The organism is Micromonospora sp. NPDC048999 (genome assembly GCF_040649295.1).
In the GTDB taxonomy this organism is placed as follows: domain Bacteria; phylum Actinomycetota; class Actinomycetes; order Mycobacteriales; family Micromonosporaceae; genus Micromonospora.
In genome coordinates, this window is record NZ_JBEZFI010000044.1 from 1 (window position 1) to 21,584 (window position 21,584).

Below are 21,584 nucleotides of genomic sequence, written 5' to 3' on the forward strand. Positions count from 1 at the left end.
AGAAGGGCGGCCCGGCGATCAGAGGACCTGCTCGGGTGGCCCGGGGATGTAACGACGGCCGGTGGCGGGTCATTCCGCCGGGGCCGGGGGACCGGTGGGCCTGCTCGACGGGTCCGGGGGATGTAACCACGGCCGGTGGCGGATCATTCCGCCGGGCCGGTGGCCCGTGCTGGCGGGCCGGGTGACCGGCGCGGGGATGCGGCGCGGTCAGCCATGTACAACGACCCGCGCCGGGCCATCATTCCGCCCCCTGGTGGCTGACAATCGGACATCTGGCCATGAACCTGACACCACGCGTATCCGTTCAATGCCCGAATCCGGACATTCTCCCCAGGAGGTCGAGGACGGCATCCGATCACGCGGTCGTCACCTGGGAGGACCTGCTGACCGGCCGTATCCGGGCGAACGGGGCGACGAGGGCGGAGCCGCGCATGGTGGCGGACTGGCTCAACGACGGCAGCGCGGTGTTCGCGCTGTCGGACGAGTTGGTGGCGTGCCTCGTTCGGTCGGTGCTGCCGCGTTACGGGAGGTCGCCGAGGTCTGGCGGGCCGAGCTGGTACGCGTCGGAGAGGACCGGGTATCCGGTTGAGGCGCACCGTCTACGAGGGACTGTCCCAAGTGGCCGAAATATTTTTGATCTTCCCGTGGCGTAACCGTCGATGGCTCTGTACGGTGTCTCGCAAGATCCTTTTGCTGCTCTACGGGGGTGCGGCGGTGGCGTCACTTCGTCCTGCCTGGATAATGTCCACAATGGCGTGTGCTCTGGTGGCTGCCGGGATATCGGTGGTCTCGTCGCCGGGCGCGGCGGCTGCCGACGCGGCGGACAGGTGCGCCGCAGTCGTCGAGGGCCGAGAGGCGCCGACAGCCGCATCCGAGACGGAGGCTCAGGCGCTCGCGAGCGCCTGCAACGTCGCCGTCGAGGCGCTGGCGGGGGCGTCGGAGACGACCAAGGTTTTTGCCCAGCCCTCCGGAGAGTTCAGCTTCGAGTCGTGGGCCGAGCCGCAGTGGACGAAGCGCGACGGTCGATGGCGGGATATCGACACGACCCTGGTGGCTGGCGCCGACGGCCTCGTCCGCCCGGTCGCCTCCACGGCCGACGTGGTCTTCTCCCGCGGTGGGAACGGCCCCTTCGCCACGATGACCGGCGCCGGTGCCGACTTCTCGCTCGGCTGGCCGAGCGCGCTGCCAGCGGGCGTCATCAGCGGTGACACGATCACCTACCCGAACGTGTATGCCGACGTCGACCTGGTGGTACGCGCCGAGCGCGGCGGCTTCTCCCACCTGCTCGTCGTGAAGACCGCTGAGGCTGCCAAGAACCCCTCGGTGCGTCAGACGCAGTACGTCGTGGGCGGCTCGGCCGAGGTGACCGCGGTGAACGGCGGTGTCACCATTTCCGGCCCCGACGGCCTGCTCGCCGCGGCCCCGCCGGCGATGGCCTGGGACTCGGCACCCGCGGATGGATCGTCCATCGCCGGCGAGGGGCTCGCCGGAGCGCTCCGCTCAGGTGCGGAGGGTTCGGCTCGCGCGAGCACGTCGACCGTTCGTGGCCCGGCCGATTCCGCCACGGTCGCCCCGGCCGCCGTCCGGATCGGCAAGGGCTCGCTGACGGTCGCGGCCGCGTCCGAGGTGCTGGACGGCCCGCACTTCCCGGTCTTCATCGACCCGTCGTATGACAAGAAGTGGACCCGCTGGGCCCCGACGAACAGTTCCAGCCCGAACAGCCAGTGGACCTCGGGCACCGCGTGGCCGCGAGAGACGGCCCGGGTGGGGTCGAACTTTGACAACTACTCGGACCTGTGGCGGTCGCACTTCTACTTCGACACCACGTCGATGGCGGGTAAGCGGCTGACCGGCACGACGAGCGTGGACGCGTACCTTCTCCACACCGCCTGGTGCGCGGGTGAGTCGATCGCCATCTGGCAGACGAACTCGATCGCGAGCAACACCCCGACCTGGAACGGGATGAAAGACAAGTGGCTGCACGGCGGGGCGCTGCAGACCAAGACCGCAAAGGGCAATTCGGCCTGCGGTGGTGGCCAGTCGCCCAACTGGCTCAAGTTCGACGGCTCGCAGGTCGGTTTCCACGTCCAGCGGCACGCCGACGCCGAGCACCCGTCGATCACCTTCGGGCTTCGGATGGCGAGCGAGAGCGGCGGCCACTGGGCCAAGTTCGACCCGGCCAAGGTCGTGCTGAAGGCGACGTACCAGTCCAAGCCGACCTCGCCGGTGGCCATTCGTTCCTCCCCGGGCGGCAACTGCAACAAGACCTCGCCCGGGCCGTGGATCACCAGCCGCACGCCGACGCTCTATGGCAAGGCCAGCGACGGTGACGGCACGGTCAAGATCCAGTTCGACCTCAACGGCCCGACCAGTCCGGCTGACTACACCTCGGCCTGGACCAACTCGGGCGCCGAGCGGGGCTGGACGACCCCCACGCTGGCCGAGGGCAACTACAGCTGGCGGGTTCGGGGCACCGACACGGTGGACAACACCGCGTGGACTGCGTACTGCTATTTCCGGCTGGACTACACCCCGCCCACCGCGCCGGTGGTCACGCGGACCTCTGGTACTCCGGTCATCGGTCAGCCGGTGACGCTCAGCTTCACCTCGTCGGACGCCCGCTCGGGGGTCAAGCAGTTCGCCTACGGCATCGGTGTCGACGCCCAGCAGAGCTTCAAGGCCTCGACGGGTACGACGACGATCACGTTCACGCCGGAGGCCGGGCGCACCGTCGTGTACGTGTGGGCACAGGACAACGCCGGCAACTACTCGGCACGCACCGCGTACAACTTCTTCACCGGTCGCATCACTGAGGTCCAGCCGCAGGGTGCCTGGCGGTTCGACGGTGATTCGCTCGACGACTCCGGCCAGGAGCGGGATCTGGTGCTCGGCAGCGGGGTCGGCTACGGCCCCGACCGTAAGGGCAACGCCAACGCCGCGTTGACCTTCAACGGAACCGGCTGCGCGACGACGTCGCCAGCTGTCCGCACTGACGCCGAGTACACCGTCGCGGGTTGGGCGAAGATCGGCGACAAGCTCAGTGTCCGCGCGCTGGTAGCTCAGGGCGGTGTGTCCCGGTCGTCGTTCTACCTGCAGTACAACGGGCCGAGTGACCGGTGGCAGTTGGTGCTGAGCAACGCCGACCGCGAGGACGCGACGTTCACCACGCTTTCGGCGCCCTCGGCCACGCCCGTGGGTGTGTGGCAGCACGTGGCGGTGACCGTGGATCCGGTCGCCAAGGTGATGCGGATGTACCTCGACGGGAAAATGGTCTCCGAAGGAGACCTGCCCTTCGCGCCGTGGAATGCTCAGCAACGCTTCCTGGTGGGATGTGTCGGCACCGGGAGTTCCGTCTGGAATCAGATGAGTGGCTCGATCGACCACGTCGGGGTCTGGCAGGGGCTGCTCTCCGACCAGCAGATCGCCCGTGCCGCCACCGAGCTGCCCGCCGGCCTGGTCGGTGACTGGCCGTTGCACGCCAACGGCGCCGAGGTCACCGGTCGCTCGTCCGACGTCGAGGTGCCCGAGAGCGCCGCGTGGGCCGATGACCAGTACGGTCGGACCGAGTCGGCGATGGTGCTGAATGGCACCCAGTGCGCGGCGGCGGAACGCCAGATCCTGCGCACCGACGAGTCGTTCAGCGTGGCGGCGTGGGTCAAGCTGGCCACGGCGGGCACCGGCAACCAGACGGTCATCGGGCAGGACGGCAACCGGGTCAGCGGCTGGTATCTGGGCACCCGTCATTCGGGCGGTGTTCCGTACTGGGGGCTGATGATGAAGGCCACCGACGACGAGAACTCGGCCTCGCAGTGGACGGGATCGGCCAATTCGATCACGGCTGACGTCGGCCGGTGGACGCACCTGACCGGGGTCTACGACGCCACCGACAAGCGGATGAGCCTCTACGTCAACGGTGTCCTGGCGTCGTCGATCACGCGGACCGCGACGGCGTGGCGGGCCAACGGCGCGATGACCATCGGCTGCGCGCTCTACGCCGGGGCCCGTGGCGACCGAGTCAACGGGGCGATCTCCGATGCTCGCGCGTGGCGTGGTGCGCTCACCGCCGCCGAGGTGGCCGCAGTGAAGGGCGGTAACCCGCCCGTGCAAGTGGAGGCGTTCTGGCCGCTGGACGGCCCCGCCAGCGATGAGCCGACCTACCTGACCGATGTGTCGGGCAACGGCCGTGACCTGTCCATCGCGGGCGACTACGCGTGGGTGCGGGACCGGGGCTTCGGCCGGGACGGTGCCCTGGGGCTGCAACTTGCCGGGAACTCCTGCGCCGAGACCGCCGGCCCGGTGATCCGTACCAACGCCTCGTTCACCGTGGCCGCCTGGGTGCTGCTCGAGCAGACGACCGGGCACCACACGGTGGTGTCGCAGGCTGGCAAGGTTCAGGGCGGCCTCTATCTGAAGTACAACCCGACCGCCAACCGGTGGCACTTCGGGCTGCCATCGAATGACAGCACCTCGACGACTTGGCACACGGCCAGCTCGCAGCACGCGCCGGAGCTCGGCAAGTGGACTCACCTGGCGGGCGTGTATGACGTCGCGTCCGGAAAGGTGCGGCTGTACGTCGACGGCGTGCTGGAGGACGAGGTTGACGGCCCGAAGACGCCGTGGATGGCCAGCGGACCCACGCTGATCGGTTGCGATGGCGACACCGGCGGCGGCCGCTGGTCGCCGCTGGGTGGCGTCGTCGACGACGTACGGATCTGGACGTCCACCCTCCATCCCGACCGCATTTCTGACCTCGCCGCTGGCTAGCCGGGTCCCGGGGGTGACGGCACCCGTCGCCCCCGGTTCCCCCCTCGGCTTCCCCCCCACCCCTTTCGCGTCAGGAAGGTGCTATGTCGCAGCCACGCCCGGCTCTGTCTCGTCCCCGACGACTAATTGCCCTGACCACAACCGCAGTGCTGGTGGCATCGACCCTTACCGTGGCCACACCGGCCCAGGCCGCCGAGATACCGAAGGGTGACCGCGCGGTCAAGGCGGTCAACGCGGCGACGGTCGGTCGGGTTCCGGTCGATCGCACGCCGCTGCCTGACGACGGCGGCCGCTGGACCAAGCCGACAAAGGTCACCTGGCCCAAGCCCGGCCGGGCGACGCTCGCGGTTGCGACCGACGCGCGTCGGTCGGCCCGCGGCTCAGCCGGTGGTCTGCCGGTCTCGGCTTCGGCCGTGGCCGGTGCTCGTACGCCGACCGAGGCGAGCGTGCGGGTACTAGACGAGCAGCATTCCCGCCAGTTGGGTGTCAGCGGCCCGGTGATCGTGGTCGACGGCGACGCGGGGCAGCTCAGGACGGCCTTCGACTACGCCGAATTCCGTGACCTGTACGGCGCGGGCTGGGGGCAGCGGCTGACCCTGCTGAAGCTGCCCGCCTGCGCGGCGACCACCCCGCAGCGGTCCGAGTGCCAGCAGGCGACGCCCGTCGACGCGACCAACGACCCGTCGACGAACACGGTGTCGACCGAGGTCACTCTCGCCGGTTCGGCGCCGGCCGTCTTCGCGCTGGCTGCCAGCGAGTCCTCCGACGAGGGCGACTACAAGGCCACCGACCTCAAGGCATCCGGATCGTGGACGGGCGGTGACAGCTCCGGCGGTTTCTCGTACTCGAACCCGCTTCGCTTGCCACCGGCGGAGGGCCCGCTGCCCGAGCTGTCGCTGGACTACTCGTCGCAGGCGGTGGACGGCCGGATGGCCGGCGCCAACAACCAGGCGTCCTGGGTGGGCGACGGTTGGGAGTACGCCCCCGGGTTCATCGAGCGCACCTACGCCACCTGCACGGATGACCGCGACGCGGTGAGCGGCCGCGACCCGAACAACAAGTCCAAGGAAACCGCCGACCAGTGCTGGATGGGCACCTCGCCCAGCGTCACCGTCTCGCTCAACGGCATCAACACGTCGCTGATCAAGGACGACGCGACGGGGGCGTGGCGAGCCCAGAGCGACGGCAACTGGAAGATCGAGCTGGTCGGCAGCGCGGCGACGCCGAGCGCCGCGACCACCGAGCGCTGGACCATCACCACGCCGGACGGGACGCAGTACTTCTTCGCCGGCGAGGCCGCCACCTCGGACTCGCGGTGGACCGTGCCCGTCTTCGGCAACCACTCCGGCGAGAACTGCTATGCCACGGCCTTCAAGGACTCGTCCTGCAAGCAGGCGTGGCGGTGGATGCTGGACAAGGCCGTGGACGTGCACGGCAACATGGTGCGCTACTACTACACCAGCGAGACCGGGCACTACGGCGCCGCGGGCGAAAAGGACAACCGGGTCTCGTACACCCGCGGCGGCTATCTGGAGCGGATCGAGTACGGGCTGCACACCGCGCACCCGACGGTGGCCGCCACCGCCAAGGTCGTGTTCGACACCGCTGACCGCTGCCTGGTGACGGAGTGCTACAAGGACGGCAAGCCGGTCAACGCGAACTGGCCGGACGTGCCGTGGGACAAGGACTGTGCCGCCGCGCCGTGCACCGACAAGCTCGCGCCGGTCTTCTTCACCACGAAGCGGCTGACGAAGATCACGACGCAGGTCCGTCGCGGCAGTAGCTTCCCCGCCGTCGAGTCCTGGAGCCTAACCCACGAGTTCAAGGCGCCCAAGGTGGCCGGGTCGGCCTCGCTGTGGTTGAAGCAGATCGTGCACGCCGGGCACGTCAACGGCACGGTGACCGATCCGCCCGTCCAGTTCACCGGGGTGGAGTTGGTCAACCGTGCCAACGCCCTGGCCGGTGCCCCGCTCTTCTCCCGCTGGCGGATCCAGACCATCCGCACCGAGTCGGGCGCGGACCTGCACGTCACCTACTCCGCGCCGGACTGTGACACCCACGACCTGCCGGCCAAGCCGGAGACCAACACGCGGCGCTGCTTCCCGGTCTACTGGACGCCGGACGGCTACTTCGAGCCGAAGCTGGACTGGTTCCACAAGTACGTGGTGACCGAGATCTCCGAGATCGATCGGACCGCCGACCAGCCGGCCATCACCACCCGGTACGAGTACAGCACCGACGGCGGTGGCACCTCCACGCTGTGGGCCTTCGACGACAGCGAGTTCACCAAGAAGAAGCACCGCACGTACGGGCTTTGGCGCGGATACTCCCAGGTCACCACGCTCGTCGGCGAACCGGGCCGGGGTGTTCCGCTGACCACCCGGCAGCGGTTCTACCGGGGTCTGAACGACCAGCCCCTGCCAAACGGGACCAAGCGCACCGTGCAGGTGAGCGACTCCGAGGGCAACAGCTACCTGGATCACCCGGGCCTGGCCGGCGCGCCGCTGGAGGAGGCGACCCTGGACGGCTCGGCCGTTGTCGAGGCGTCGACCACGCAGTACTGGACCCGCGAAACCGCTGCCCGGAGCCATTCCGGCGGCACCGATCGGGCGTACCTCAGTGGCTCGTCCGTGCACAAGACGCGGAAGCTGCTGAAGGCGGGAACGTGGGCGCGTACCGAGGTTCGCACCACGTACAACAACGATGGGCTGCCGACGGACGTGTCGGACCTGGGCGACACGGCCCGCTCCGGTGACGAGACCTGCACCCGCACCACGTACGTCACGAACACCAGCAAGTGGATCCGGGAGACCGTCTCACGGGTGGAGACCGTCGCCAAGGCGTGCACCGACACCCCGGCCCGGCCCGCCGACGTCATCTCGGACGTCAAGACGTACTACGACGGCTCCGACACGCACGGTGCCACGCCGACTCGTGGCCTGGTGACCCGCGAGGACACCCTGGACCGCTGGAACGGCGGCGCTGTCTACACCACCACCTCGCGCAGCTCGTTCGACGATCTCGGCCGAGAGGTCACCTCCACCGACGCGCGCGGCAAGGTGACCAGGACCGACTACACGCCGGTCGGACCCGGGCCGGTCACCCAGACGGTGACCACCAACCCGCTGGGCCACAAGGTGACCACCGACCAGGATCCGGCCTGGGCGGAGCCGACCGCGATCGTGGACGCCAACAACAAGCGCACCACCTTGACGCACGACGCGTTGGGCCGGTTGGCCAAGGTGTGGCTGCCCGGCCGGTCGAGCGCGAACCAGACGCCCAGCATGGAGTTCACCTACCTGATCCGGAACAACGGACCGCTGGCGGTCACCACGAAGCGGCTCGGCCCCAACGGCAACTACATGACCGAGATCGGGCTCTTCGACTCGCTCTACCGGCCAGTGCAGACCCAGGAGGATGCCCTGGGCGGCCGGCGGCTGGTCGAGTCGACCGGCTACAACGACCGCGGCCTCGAGGTCTACCAGGCCGGCCCGAACTATGTCACCGGCGCACCCGCCACCACGCTGCTGCAGGCCAACCCCGGCGCTGATCGGGTTCGCACGGTGCTCAGCTACGACGCGCTCGGCCAGGTGATCAGCGAGGCCACGTGGTCGGGGAACGGCCAGCTGTGGGCGACGACCACCAGCTACGGCGGCAGCGCCGACGGCTGGCAGGTCGCGGTGACCCCGCTGCAGGGAGAAACCGCCACCGTCACCATCAGCGACGTCCAGGGGCAGACGACCGAGCTGCGGGAGTACCACGGCAGCACCCCGACCGGCAGCTACGACGCCACGACCTACACCTACACCCCGCGCGGTGACCTGGCCACGGTGACCAACGCCATGGGACAGGTCCGGCGGTACGAGTACGACCTGCGCGGCCGGGAGGTGCGGACCACCGACCCGGACAAGGGCGTCACCACCGTTGAGTACGACAACGACGACGAGGTGACCTCGTCCACCAACATGCTCGGCGAGGTGGTCTCCACCCAGTACGACGACCTGGGGCGGCAGCTCCGGCGCCTCGTCAACGGCCAGGTGACCGCCGAGTGGACCTACGACACCATTGCCAAGGGGCACCTGTCCAAGCAGGTGTCGATCGTCGACGGGTACCGCTTCAGCCGGGAGATCTTCGCCTACAGCGACGGCTACCAGGTGGCCGACGAGGAGGCCGTGATCCCGGCGATGCCCGCTCTGGGCAAGGCGGCTGGGACATACGTCTCCACCTACACCTACAAGGTCGACGGTTCGCCCGACCGGATGAGCATGCCCAAGACAGGTGCGCTGGAGCGGGAGATTCTCGCCCACACCTATGACGACCTGGGCAACGTGACCCGGCTGGTCGGCACGTCGAGCCCGTCGGGCACGAGCACCGTCTACGTCGACGCCGCCACCTACTCGCCCTACGGCGAGCTGCTGAAGCGCACCCTCGGTGCTAACAACAAGCCGCAGGGCTACCAGTCGTACATCTACGACGACGTCACCCGGCGGCTGGCGGAGTTCTACTTCGATCGCGACGCCTCGGTCACCAACGTCGCCGCGCTGACCTACCGGTACGACCCGGCGGGCAATGTGCTGTCGATGGCCAACCGGCCGCAGGACAACAACGGCAACGTCCGTCCCGGCGACAGCGACGTGCAGTGCTTCCAGTACGACTACCTGCGCCGGCTCACCAAGGCCTGGACCCAGGCCGCCAACGCCTGCGCGGCGACCCCGTCGGCGAACGACGTGGGTGGAGTCTCCCCGTACTGGAAGTCGTACGCCTTCAACAAGGCGGGCTCGCGTACGTCGGTGACGGACCACCGCGCCGGAGTGACCAGCGACTACGGATACGCGGCGGCGGGCGCCGGCCAGCCGAACGCGGTGCGTACGGTCACCACCGGCAGCCGGGTGGACCACTACGACTGGGACGCCACCGGCAACCTGACGTACCGGCGGGTGAACGGGGACACCGAGACCCTGACCTGGAACCCGCAGGGCAAGCTGACGGAGATCAACGGGCCGGGCGGCAAGACCCGGATGATCTACGACGTCGACGGTAACCGGATCGCCCGGATCGACCCCGACGGTGGGGCGGCGGTTTTCGTCTCCGGGCACGAGGTGAGCGTCGTTGGCCAGGACACGGTGGCGACCCGCTACTACGACCACGCAGGGGACACCGTCGCCTCCCGCGCGGCCTCCACGGCGACCGGCGCCAAGGACGTCATCTGGCTCGGCTCGGACCAGCATGAGTCGGCGCAGTGGGCGGTCAACTCGGTCACCCGGGTGGAGACCGTCAAGTACTCAGATCCGTACGGCAGCCCGCGTGCCGGCGGCACCGCAGGTGCCTGGCCGTCCGGGCAGCGCGGATTCGTCGGCGGCATCGAGGATCCGACGGGTCTGATGCTGCTGGGGGCCCGGTTCTACGACGCCGCGCTCGGTGCGTTCATCTCCGTCGACCCGGAGACGGACGAGGACGACCCGCAGCGGATGCACCCGTTCGCGTACGCGAACAACAACCCGATCACCTTCGCCGACCCGGACGGTCTCTTCTGGGGCGCCATCAAGAACGCGGCCAAGAAGGTCGGCGGCGCGGTGTCCAGTGCCGCCAAGTCGACGACCAAGTGGGTGGTGAAAAACGCCGGCACGATCTCCACGGTGGCCGGCACGGTGGCGATGGTGGCCACCTTCCTGCCGCCGCCGGCGCAGGTGGTGGCGGCGGCCGCGGGTGCGGTGGCGGCGGTCGCGGGAGCGATCGACACCGCCAAGAGTTGTGCGGGCGGCGACAGGTTGGGCTGCGCCACGGGTATTGCTTCCATGGTCCCGGGCGTCCGGCAGGCCAGGACCGCCACCCGTGGCGTGGGAGCGGTGAAGAACGCCGCCAAGAGGAAGCTGCCCAAGTCCGGATGTAACAGCTTCGTGCCCGGTACGCCGGTGCGGATGGCCGACGGCAGCTACAAGCCCATCGAGGAGATCGAGCTCGACGATGTGGTCTGGGCGGCCGACCCGGAGAGCGGCAAGGAAGGCGCCCGTCCGGTCACCGCGCTGATCACCGGTGAGGGGGACAAGAAGCTCGTCGACATCACCGTCGACTCCGACGGCGATGGCAAGGCGGACGGCACGGTCACCGCGACCGACGGCCACCCGTTCTGGGTCGACGACCAGCGGGAGTGGCTCCGCGCCGAGCACCTGAGCCCCGGCGACCAGCTGCTGAACCCGGACGGTGCCCGGGTCAGCGTCCTGGCTGTCGTCGCGTACGGCGCGGTCGCCACGGTCCACAACCTGACCGTCGACGACATCCACACCTACTACGTTCAGGCCGGCGGCATCGATGTCCTCGTGCACAACACGGGGAGTTCCGGCGATGCTTGTGAACTCGCGGCAGCGCGAGCGGAAGCAGACAAGCACCTCGGGAAGCCGGACAAAGTTCGCCCCACGGTGGCGGAAGCAATCAAGCTGAAAAATGGCGTGGTTATCGCCAAGGCGAGCATGAAGGGTGGCGCACCCACACTGCATCGGCGGGTCCAGAGGATCCTGAACCTGATCCCGAAGAGGTTCAGAGGGAAGGGGCACGGACAATGCGGTCTGCCTCAATGTATCTCGGAGGCGCTGAACAGGGGGATGAACCCGAGGGGGGCGCGAGCCGCAGCGGTCATTGTTAGAAAGAAATCAACTAATGCGAAGCATGGCAAAAGCATTGGTCCATGTCGGAGCTGCAGAATGCTCTCCATGTGGTACAGGCTGAAATGGTTCTAGTGACGGAGCAGCTGGACCGGCGCTTCTCGGCCGAGTTCGCGCGCATCCCGTAGTGCCAAGAGGCTTTCAGTTCCCTGGGGCGTCAGGATTTGTCCTGACGCCCCAGGGAACCTTCGTAGCCGGCCCAGCGCTCGGCTTCTGGGCAGTGCGGATCGAAACCGACGGTTGTCCATTAGCCAGGGGTGCCGTTGACAGGCTGAGCGCAAGTGGATCCTGCTCGGCGGACAGTGCTGGCCATGCGGGTGTTCGACCAGCTAAGAGGAAGGCACGATGGGCTGATGAGCGAGTACGTCGAGTTCTTCGCGGCGCGCAGTGATCGGCGGGCCAAGGCCGTCCACGCCCGGGGTCCTGGCAAACGACTCGGCAGGACCGTGTCCGGCTCCTTCTTCGACGCCGACGACGCGGTCGTGTGCTGGGAGAAGGTGTTGACCGGCCGTATCGGTGCGAATGAGGCGACGCTGGCGGAGCCGCGCATGGTGGCGCCGTGGGTCAACGACGGCAGCGCGGTGTTCGCGCTGTCGGACGAGTTGGTGGCGTGCCTCGTGCGGGCGGAGTTGCCGCGGTTGCGGGAGGTTGCCGAGGCGTGGCGGGCCGAGCTGCTACGTGACGGGGAGGACCTCGGCGTGGATGCCGCGCTCGGCATCCTGACCGGAGTGGCGGAGTTGGCGCGCGAGGCCGCCCATTCGGGCCACGGGGTCTACTGCTGGGTGAGCGGTTGACGGCTAGGCCACGTGATTGTGGACGGCTCTCCGCGCTACTGCCGCGTCTTCGTTCGGCGCGGGCTACGGGGAGCGGGAATCGTGGGCTCGGCCGGCCACGGCACCTCCGGCGACCGGTGGTACGTGGTGCCGGCCGCGCTCCAGCGGGGCCCGTGCTCGGCCAGCCGCGCGCGGAACCCCTCCCAGTCGTGCGTCGTCGGGGGTGACCAGCCCAGCTCGGCGAGGGCCGGCAGGCGCGGGAAAAGCATGAACTCGATCTCGGCGAGCGAGGTGACCGACTCGGTCCAGAGCGGCGCCTCCACGCCGAGCACCGCCTCCGCCGGCACGTCGGCCAAGTGGGCAGCGGGGTCCCAGTCGTACGCCGTCCGCACGTCGATCAGCCCGGCCCAGTCATGCCCGATCGGGGTGTCCGGGGTGTACTTCATGTCCAGGTAGGCGTGCTTGGCGGGGGAGAGGATCAGCCGGGCGCCCCGGCGCACCGCCTCGGCCGTCACCGGGTCGTCGCCGTTGGTGCCCCACCACTGCAGCACCCGGCCGTCGGCGTGGGCGGCCGGGGCGAGCTGGTGCCAACCGATCACGGTCTTCCCGGTCGCCGCTACTAGTTCCTGCGCCCGCTCGATGAAGCCGGTGTACGCCTCGCCCTTGACCTTGAACGCCTCGTCGCCGCCGATGTGCAGCCACGGGCCGGGGGTCAGCGCGGCCACCTCGCCCAGCACGTCGGCGACGAAGTCGTACGCCCGCTCGTCGGTCGGGTCGACGTAGCTGAACCCGACTTCGGTGCCGGTGTACGGCGGCGGCGCGACCTTGCCGGGCGCCAGTTCGGGGTACGCGACCAGCGCCGCGTTGGTGTGGCCCGGCAGGTCGATCTCCGGCACGACGGTGACGTGGCGGCGGGCGGCGTGCCGGACGATCCGCCGGTAGTCGTCCTTGGTGTACCAGCCGCCGGGCCCGCCGCCCACCTCGGTGGTCCCGCCGACCTCGGTGAGCCTCGGCCAGGCGTCGATCGCGATGCGCCAGCCCTGGTCGTCGGTGAGGTGCAGGTGCAGGTGGTTGAGCTTGTACCGGGCCAGGTGGTCGATCACCCGCAGCACGTCCTCGACCGGGAAGAAGTGCCGGGCCACGTCGAGCATCGCGCCCCGGTACGCGAACCGCGGGCGGTCGACGATGGTGCCGCCCGGCACCACCCAGCGCTCGGCGACCGGCGTGGCGCTCTCCACCGCCGCCGGCAGGAGCTGCCGCAGCGTCTGCACCCCGTAAAACAGGCCGGCAGCGGTGCCGGCGATGATCCGCACCCCAACGCCGCTCACATCCAGCCGATACCCCTCGCCGCCGCCCGGTGCGAGATCTTGGAAGATCTCGGCCCCTCCAGGGGCCGTTTCCTGCCAAGATTCGCTGCCCTGCTGGGCTGCGGCGGACAGGGTGAGCATGAGCGGGGCGTTGGGGTGGGCGGGGGCGCTGTCGGTGACGGGGAGTGGGTAGCCGGTGGCGGGGCGGAGCAGCTCGGCGAGTTGCTCGGCGACGTCCCGGGCGGCCGGGGCGGCGGCCACCCGGATCACCGCGTCCTCGGGCAGCGTGAAGTCGGCCGCCGCGTCGGGCGTGACCAGTTCGGGGGCGGGCACGACGTCGCCCAGCCGCATCGACGCGGGCGGCGCGAGCAGCTCTCCGGCCACCGTGGCGGCGGTCCGGGCCAGGTCGGCGGCGGCGACCCCGGCCAGATCGGCCGGCTGCCGGGTGGCGAGGTCGACCCGGTCGAGCGGCTCGGGACCGGTGTCGGAGGCGGGGGTGGTCGGCACGGCGATGACTCCGGGGGTGTATTTGCGTTGAATATGGCAAAGGTCAAGTTCAGCAAAACCAGTGCCGTCAAGAGTACGAGGGGAAGCGGAATTGCGTGGTCGTGCGCGTGGAAACGTTCCCAAAAACTGGTACGAACGCGGATAGTGGTGACCGCTGTGCCGATTGTCACCGAGTAGTCCCAGACCGCTCGAAGTTCGCTTAACCTTCGCCCACCGAACGCTGACGACGCCGGATTACCGGTGGTCGGCCCCGGGGTATGTCAGAACTGAACCTTCGTTAAGTGTCACTTCCGGCGCGCGTGGGAGGCTCTGGTGGCAGCGCAACAGACGGTGGACAACAAGTACGTCTACGACTTCGCCGAGGGCAACAAGGATCTCAAGGACCTGCTCGGCGGCAAGGGGGCCAACCTCGCCGAGATGACGAATCTCGGCCTGCCGGTCCCGCCCGGCTTCACCATCACCACCGAGGCCTGCAAGGCGTACCTGGCGACCGGTCGGGAGCCGGGCGGGCTGGCCGAGCAGATCGAGGCGCACCTGGAGTCCCTGGAGCGCGGCATGGGCCGCAAACTCGGTGACCCGGACGACCCGCTGCTGGTCTCGGTGCGCTCCGGAGCCAAGTTCTCCATGCCCGGCATGATGGAGACCGTCCTCAACGTCGGCCTCAACGACCGCAGTGTCGAAGGACTCGCACTACAGGCGGGCGGCAGAGCGGACTCGGCCGCCTCCGGCGGCGCAGACCGGTTCGCCTGGGACTCGTACCGCCGGCTGATCCAGATGTTCGGCAAGACCGTCTGCGAGGTGCCGGGCGAGGAGTTCGAGCACGCCATCGACGAGGCCAAGCGGGCCAAGGGGACCGTCAACGACCTCGACCTGGACGCGGACGACCTGCGCGCGCTGGTCGACACGTACAAGAAGATCTTCGCCGAGCACACCGGGCGGGAGTTCCCGCAGGAGCCGCGCGAGCAGCTCGACCTGGCCATCCGCGCGGTCTTCGAGTCGTGGAACGCCGAGCGCGCGGTGATCTACCGCCGGCAGGAGCGCATCCCGGCCGACCTGGGCACCGCGGTCAACGTGGTGGCCATGGTCTTCGGCAACCTCGGCCCGGACTCCGGCACCGGCGTCGCCTTCACCCGCGACCCGGCCAGCGGCGCGCAGGGCATCTACGGCGACTACCTGGCCAACGCCCAGGGCGAGGACGTGGTCGCCGGCATCCGCAACACGGTGCCGTTGCAGGAGCTGGAGCGGATCGACGGAAAGTCCTACGACGAGCTGCTCGACTACATGGCCCGGCTTGAGGGGCATTACAAGGATCTCTGCGACATCGAGTTCACCATCGAGCGCGGCAAGCTCTGGATGTTGCAGACCCGGGTCGGCAAGCGGACCGCCGCCGCCGCGTTCGTCATCGCCGGGCAGTTGGTCGACGAGGGCCTGATCGACATGGACGAGGCGCTGCACCGGGTCAACGGCGCCCAACTCGCCCAGCTGATGTTCCCCAGGTTCAGGCTGGACCACGACTTCGAGCCGGTGGCCAAGGGCATCGGCGCGTCGCCGGGCGCGGCCGTCGGCAAGGTGGTCTTCAGCTCGGACCGGGCGGTCGAGCTGGCCGCCGAGGGAGAGCCGGTGATCCTGGTCCGCCGGGAGACCAACCCGGACGACCTGAACGGCATGATCGCCGCCAAGGGCATCCTCACCTCGCGCGGCGGCAAGACCAGCCACGCCGCCGTGGTGGCCCGGGGCATGGGCAAGACCTGTGTCTCCGGCGCCGACGAGCTGGACGTGAACGTGCCGGCGAAGAAGTTCAACGTCGCCGGGCAGACCGTCAACGAGGGCGACGTCGTCTCCATCGACGGCACCACCGGCAAGGTCTACCTGGGCGAGGTGCCGGTCATGCCGTCCGAGGTGGTGCAGTACTTCGAGGGCACCCTCGACCCGGAGCGGACCGACGACCCGCTGGTCCGGACCGTACACCGGATCATGACGCACGCCGACGCCAGGCGGCGGCTGCGGGTCCGGACGAACGCCGACACCGGCGTGGATGCGGCGCGGGCGCGGCGCTTCGGCGCCGAGGGCATCGGCCTGTGCCGCACCGAGCACATGTTCCTCGGCGACCGGCGGGAGCTGGTGGAGCGTCTCATCCTCGCCGGCACCGACCGCGAGCGGGAGGACGCGCTGGCCGCGCTGCTGCCGCTGCAGCGGGCCGACTTCATCGAGATCTTCCGCGAGATGGCCGGCCTGCCGGTCACCGTACGGCTGATCGACCCGCCGCTGCACGAGTTCCTGCCCCCGCTGGAGCAGCTCGCGGTCAACGTCGCCGTCGCCCAGGAGCGCGGCGAGGACGTGGCCAAGGAGGAGGCGCTGCTCGCCGCCGTCCGGCGGATGCACGAGGAGAACCCGATGCTCGGCCTGCGCGGCGTGCGGCTCGGTCTGGTCATCCCCGGCCTGTTCGCCATGCAGGTCCGCGCGATCACCGAGGCCGCCGTCGAGGTCACCCGGGCCGGCGGGTCGGCCTGCCCGGAGATCATGGTCCCGCTGGTCGGCGCGGTCCAGGAGCTGGAGACGGTACGCGCCGAGGCCGAGAAGATCATCGCGGAGGTGGTCGGGGACAGCGGCGTCGAGGTGCTGATCGGCACGATGATCGAGGTGCCCCGGGCGGCGCTGACCGCCGGGCAGATCGCCGAGGCGGCGCAGTTCTTCTCCTTCGGCACCAACGACCTGACCCAGATGGCCTGGGGCTTCTCCCGCGACGACGTCGAGGGCGCGTTCTTCTGGCGCTACCTGGAGCTGGGCATTTTCGGCATCTCGCCGTTCGAGTCGATCGACCGCGACGGGGTCGGCCGATTGGTCCGGATCGCCGCCGAGGAGGGCCGGGCCGCCCGTCCGGGGCTCAAGCTCGGCGTCTGCGGCGAGCACGGCGGCGACCCCGACTCGGTGCACTTCTTCCACGAGGTGGGCCTGGACTACGTCTCCTGCTCCCCCTTCCGCGTCCCGGTCGCCCGTCTGGAGTCCGCCCGCGCCGCAGTGCAAACCACCGGCTCCGACCCCCGCTGACCCCGCACCCCCCGCCCCACCCTCGGTGATCATGAGGTTGGCGGTGATGTCGATCTCCGATGCCGCCGCCAACCTCATGATCGACCGGCCGATGGGGGCGGGGGTGGGGGCGGGGGCGGGCGTAATCTGGGCTCGGTTGGGCGTGGTGATCAGGGAGGGTGGGCGTATGACCAGCGTCTGGGAGAACCTGACCATCGGCGCCGATGATCCGTCGCGGCTCGCCCGGTGGTGGGCCGAGGCGCTTGGATACCAGGTGGTCAGCGACAAGCCGGACGAGGTGGAGATCCGCCGCTCGCCCGGCGTGCTGCCCGGCATCGTCTTCGTCCCGGTCACCGAGCCCAAGCGGGGCAGGAACCGGCTGCACCTCGACCTGCGCCCGGCAGACCAGGAGGCCGAGGTGGAACGCCTGGTCGACATGGGCGCGCGGCACGTCGACACCGATCAGGGTGACGTCGGCTGGACGGTGCTGGCGGACCCGGAGGGCAACGAGTTCCGCGTACTGCGATCGCGGGGTTGACGGTTGACCGCAGGTCCCGGCCCTGACGACGCGGCCCGGCTGGTCGTCGAGGCACCCAAGGACACCGGGTACGGGCGGTCGCCGTACGAGCGGGACCGGGCGCGGGTGCTGCACTCGGCGGCGTTTCGCCGGCTCGCCGCCAAGACCCAGGTGCACACCGCGGGCACGGACGACTTCCTGCGTACCCGGCTGACCCACTCGCTGGAGGTGGCGCAGATCGCCCGGGAGATGGGCGCCCGGCTCGGCTGCGACCCGGACGTGGTGGACACCGCCGGGCTGGCGCACGATCTCGGCCACCCGCCCTTCGGGCACAACGGCGAGTACGCCCTGGACACCCTCGCCGCCGACTGCGGCGGCTTCGAGGGCAACGCCCAGACGCTGCGGGTGCTCACCCGGCTGGAGGCCAAGGTGCTCGCCCCGGACGGCCGCTCGGCCGGGCTCAACCTGACCCGGGCCGCGCTCGACGCGGTCGGCAAGTACCCCTGGGCGCGCCGTCCCGGCCAGCGCAAGTTCGGGGTGTACGCCGACGACCGCCCGGTCTTCGACTGGCTGCGCGCCGGCTCCCCGCCCGGCGGGCGGCGCTGCCTAGAGGCGCAGGTGATGGACTGGGCCGACGACGTGGCGTACTCGGTGCACGACGTCGAGGACGGCATCCACGGCGGGTACGTCAGCCTGCGTCCGCTGCTGGCCGACGCCGACGAACGGCGGGCGCTCTGCGCCGACGTGGCGGCGGCGTACTCCGGGGAGGCCCCCGAGAAGCTGCACGAGGTGCTGGTCGAACTGCTCGCCGAGCCGGTGCTCGCCCCGCTCGCCGCGTACGACGGCAGTCACCGGGCCCTCGCCGCGCTGAAGGCGACCACCAGCGTGCTCACCGGCCGGTTCGTCGCCAGCGTGGTGGCCGCCACCCAGCAGCGCCACGGCCCCGGCCCGCACCGCCGCTACGCCGCCGACCTGGTGGTGCCCCGCCGGATCCGGGCGCAGTGCGCGCTGCTCAAGGGCATCGCGCTGCGCTACGTCATGCGCCGTCCCGGCGCGGCCACCCGGTACGCCCAGCAGCAGGAGATCCTCGCCGACCTGGTCGCCGCCCTGCTCGACCGGGCGCCGGACGCGCTCGACCCGGTCTTCGCGCCGCTGTGGCGGGACGCACCGGACGACGCCGCCCGGCTGCGGGTGGTGATCGATCAGGTGGCCTCGCTCACCGATCCGGTTGCGCTGGCCTGGCACGTCCGCCTGGTCCGCGCCGCCTGACCAGGTCGCCCGAGGTGCGGGCGGCTTAGGTTAGCCTAAGTCGTATGACGGAGCGCCCGAAGACAGTCACCGCCGCCACGGTCGTACGGACCGAGCGGCCCACCCCGCACCTGATCCGGCTGGTGCTCGGCGGCGAGGAGCTCGCCGGCCTGCCGGTGGGCGCGTGCACCGACCACTACGTGAAGCTGCTCTTCCCGCCGGCCGGGGTGGCGTATCCGCACCCCACCGACCTGGCCGCCATCAAGCGGGAGTTCCCGGCCGAGCAGTGGCCACGGCTGCGGGCGTACACGGTGCGGGCCTGGGACGCGGCGGCGGGTGAGCTGACGATCGACGTGGTGCACCACGGCGACGAGGGGCTGGCCGGGCCGTGGGCGGCCGCGCTGCGCCCGGGCGACCGGGTGTTCTTCACCGGCCCCGGCGGGGCGTACGCGCCGGACCCGACGGCCGACTGGCACCTGCTGGCCGGCGACGAGAGCGCGCTGCCGGCGATCGCCGCCGCGTGCGAGCGGCTGCCGGCCGGCGCGCGGGCGAAGGTCTTCGTCGAGGTCGACGGCCCGGCCGACGAGCTGCCGCTGACCAGCCCGGGGGCGGTCGAGCTGACCTGGCTGCACCGCGCCGGCCGGCCGGTGGGCGAGGCACTGGTCGCGGCGGTCCGGGCACTGGACTTCCCACCCGGCCGGGTGCACGCCTTCGTGCACGGCGAGGCCGCCGCGGTCAAGGAGCTGCGCCGGCTGCTGCGGGTCGAGCGCGAGGTGCCCGCGGCGGCGCTCTCCATCTCCGGCTACTGGCGGCGCGGCTTCGACGACGAGGGCTGGCGCTCCACCAAGCGCGCCTGGAACGCCCAGATCGAGGCCGAGGAGTCCCTCCCGCACGACACACCCGCCTGATCCAGTATCTACCTCGACGTGTAGCAGAGGTGCTACATTTCGCGGTATGACTGCGGTCGAACTGGCGGGAGCCGCCGAGGCTCCCCAACCACCCGACGAGGACCTGGTCCTCGACGTACGTGACCTGCGCATGCGCTACGGCACCGTCGACGTGCTGCACGGGGTCGACTTCACCGCACGGCGCGGCGAGGTGCTCGCCCTGCTCGGGCCCAACGGCGCCGGCAAGACCACCACCATCGAGATCCTGGAGGGCTTCCGGATGCGCTCGGCGGGCGACGTCCGGGTCCTCGGCGTCGACCCCGGTCGGGGTGGCGAGCGCTGGCGTGCCCGGATGGGGGTGGTGCTCCAGTCCTGGCGGGACCACGGCAAGTGGCGGGTGCGGGACGTGGTGGCCCACCTCGGCGACTTCTACGCCCCGTACTCCACCGACCGGATCCGCCGGCCCTGGCCGGTCGACGAGCTGTTGGACACCGTGGGTCTCGCCCCGCACGCGGGCAAGCGGGTGCACCAGCTCTCCGGTGGCCAGCGCCGCCGGCTCGACGTGGCGGTCGGCATCGTGGGCCGCCCGGAGCTGCTTTTCCTGGACGAGCCGACGGTCGGGTTCGACCCGGCCGCCCGGCGCGAGTTCCACGAGCTGGTGCACCGGCTCGCCGACCTGGACGAGACCACCATCCTGCTCACCACGCACGACCTGGACGAGGCGGAGAAGCTCGCCGACCGGATCCTCATCCTGGCCGGTGGCCGGATCATCGCCGACGGTTCGGCCGACGAGCTGGCCCGCCGAGTTACCGGGGACGCGGAGATCCGCTGGACCCGGGACGGGGAGCGCTGCGTGCACGCCGCGGCCGACGCCACCGCCTTCGTCCGGGACCTGCTCCAGCAGTACGGCGACGAGGTGCGGGAGCTGGAAGTTCGCCGGGCCAGCCTGGAGGACGCGTACATGGCGCTGGTCTACGAAGAGGAATCCGGTATCCGGACCGGCGCCGCCGACCGGGTGTGGCAGCAGGGGAGCGTCCGATGAACCCGACCATGGCGGCCGTCCGGGCCGGCATCCGGCGCGGTGTGATCGAGCTGCGTAACACCTTCAGCAACGTCCAGGACCTGTGGAACTACTTCTTCCCGACGGTCATCCTGCTGGTCACGATCTTCTTCATGCGCGGCGCCACCGTGCCCGGCACCTCCTTCTCCCTCGGCGCGCGTACGCTGCCCAGCGCGCTCGGCATGGGCCTGGCCTTCGGCGGCCTGCTCGGCCTGTCCCAGCAGCTCATCGTCGACCGGGAGGACGGCACCCTGCTGCGCGCCAAGGCGACGCCGAACGGGATGCTCGGCTACCTGATCGGGAAGATCGTCCTGCTCTCGACGGTGTCGCTGATCGGGCTGGTCCTCCAGCTCACCCCGGGGCTGTTCTTCCTGGACGACCTGCGTATCACCGACGGCGGCGCCTGGCTCACGCTGGCCTGGGTGGTGCCGCTCGGGCTGGTGGCGACGCTGCCGCTGGGCGCGGTGATCGGCTCGCTGATCGAGAATCCCCGCAACATGGGCCTCGTGGTGATGCCGATGTTCGGCCTCATCGCGCTCTCCGGCATCTTCTATCCGATCAACGGCTTCCCGGGGTGGCTCCAGGCCGTCGCCCAGGCCTTCCCGATCTACTGGTTAGGCTTGGGGATGCGTTCGGCGCTGCTGCCGCAGGCGCTGGCCGCGGTCGAGCTGGGCGGCTCCTGGCGGCACCTGGAGACTTTCGCCGTGCTGGGCTTCTGGGCGGCGGCCGGGTTGCTGGTCGCCCCGGCCGTGCTGCGCCGGATGGCCCGTCGCGAGTCCGGTTCGCGGGTGGCCGCGCGCCGGGAGCGGGCCATGCGGCGGGTCGGGTGAGAGGA

10 protein-coding genes are annotated in these 21,584 nt (G+C 70.3%); 9 read left to right on the top strand and 1 reads right to left on the bottom strand.

Going from position 1 to position 21,584, the window contains the following annotated elements; genetic code table 11:
- Nucleotides 1-750 precede the first annotated feature (750 nt).
- The 3 genes from AB0C02_RS28525 to AB0C02_RS28535 all read left to right on the top strand — a co-directional run bounded on the left by AB0C02_RS28525 (nt 751) and on the right by AB0C02_RS28535 (nt 12,217).
- Nucleotides 751-4,764: a LamG domain-containing protein gene (locus AB0C02_RS28525; RefSeq protein ID WP_357552114.1), complete on the top strand. Its 4,014-nt coding sequence runs from the start codon at nt 751-753 to the stop codon at nt 4,762-4,764.
- A 152-nt stretch (nt 4,765-4,916) separates the two neighbouring features.
- Entirely contained in the window at nt 4,917-11,498 is a 6,582-nt protein-coding gene (locus AB0C02_RS28530) for a polymorphic toxin-type HINT domain-containing protein (RefSeq protein ID WP_357552116.1), read from the top strand.
- 278 nt (nt 11,499-11,776) lie between these two features.
- The gene (locus AB0C02_RS28535) at nt 11,777-12,217 is read left to right on the top strand and encodes a hypothetical protein (RefSeq protein WP_357552118.1); all 441 of its coding nucleotides are present in this window, start codon (nt 11,777-11,779) and stop codon (nt 12,215-12,217) included.
- A gap of 35 nt (nt 12,218-12,252) precedes the next feature.
- Here the strand turns inward: AB0C02_RS28535 and AB0C02_RS28540 are convergent, their stop codons facing one another.
- Nucleotides 12,253-14,010, bottom strand: coding sequence for a family 20 glycosylhydrolase (locus AB0C02_RS28540; RefSeq protein ID WP_357552119.1), 1,758 nt, complete (start codon nt 14,008-14,010; stop codon nt 12,253-12,255).
- A 312-nt stretch (nt 14,011-14,322) separates the two neighbouring features.
- On the opposite strand from AB0C02_RS28540, the gene ppdK reads away from it, so the two are divergent.
- From ppdK to AB0C02_RS28570, 6 genes are all read left to right on the top strand, one after another.
- Nucleotides 14,323-17,058 carry a pyruvate, phosphate dikinase gene (gene ppdK / locus AB0C02_RS28545; protein ID WP_357552123.1) on the top strand — a complete coding sequence of 912 codons (2,736 nt, stop codon included), beginning with the start codon at nt 14,323-14,325 and terminating at the stop codon, nt 17,056-17,058.
- Nucleotides 17,059-17,224: 166 nt separating this feature from the next.
- The gene (locus AB0C02_RS28550; RefSeq protein WP_357552169.1) at nt 17,225-17,575 is read left to right on the top strand and encodes a VOC family protein; all 351 of its coding nucleotides are present in this window, start codon (nt 17,225-17,227) and stop codon (nt 17,573-17,575) included.
- 3 nt (nt 17,576-17,578) lie between these two features.
- The gene (locus AB0C02_RS28555; RefSeq protein WP_357552125.1) at nt 17,579-18,823 is read left to right on the top strand and encodes a deoxyguanosinetriphosphate triphosphohydrolase; all 1,245 of its coding nucleotides are present in this window, start codon (nt 17,579-17,581) and stop codon (nt 18,821-18,823) included.
- A gap of 44 nt (nt 18,824-18,867) precedes the next feature.
- On the top strand, nt 18,868-19,710 hold the full coding sequence (locus tag AB0C02_RS28560) for a siderophore-interacting protein (protein ID WP_357552126.1): 843 nt from the start codon (nt 18,868-18,870) through the stop codon (nt 19,708-19,710).
- 130 nt (nt 19,711-19,840) lie between these two features.
- The gene (locus tag AB0C02_RS28565; RefSeq protein ID WP_357552171.1) at nt 19,841-20,731 is read left to right on the top strand and encodes an ABC transporter ATP-binding protein; all 891 of its coding nucleotides are present in this window, start codon (nt 19,841-19,843) and stop codon (nt 20,729-20,731) included.
- Nucleotides 20,728-21,579: an ABC transporter permease gene (locus tag AB0C02_RS28570; RefSeq protein ID WP_357552127.1), complete on the top strand. Its 852-nt coding sequence runs from the start codon at nt 20,728-20,730 to the stop codon at nt 21,577-21,579. The genes AB0C02_RS28565 and AB0C02_RS28570 overlap by 4 nt, the downstream gene beginning before the upstream one ends.
- The last annotated feature ends 5 nt before the right edge of the window (nt 21,580-21,584 follow it).

Bases quoted from the DNA above. Each gene is read 5' to 3' on its own strand.
- AB0C02_RS28525 (WP_357552114.1), top strand. From the start codon at position 751: ATGGCGTGTGCTCTGGTGGCTGCCGGGATATCGGTGGTCTCGTCGCCG.
- AB0C02_RS28535 (WP_357552118.1), top strand. From the start codon at position 11,777: ATGAGCGAGTACGTCGAGTTCTTCGCGGCGCGCAGTGATCGGCGGGCC.
- AB0C02_RS28550 (WP_357552169.1), top strand. From the start codon at position 17,225: ATGACCAGCGTCTGGGAGAACCTGACCATCGGCGCCGATGATCCGTCG.
- AB0C02_RS28560 (WP_357552126.1), top strand. From the start codon at position 18,868: ATGACGGAGCGCCCGAAGACAGTCACCGCCGCCACGGTCGTACGGACC.
- AB0C02_RS28565 (WP_357552171.1), top strand. From the start codon at position 19,841: ATGCGCTACGGCACCGTCGACGTGCTGCACGGGGTCGACTTCACCGCA.
- AB0C02_RS28570 (WP_357552127.1), top strand. From the start codon at position 20,728: ATGAACCCGACCATGGCGGCCGTCCGGGCCGGCATCCGGCGCGGTGTG.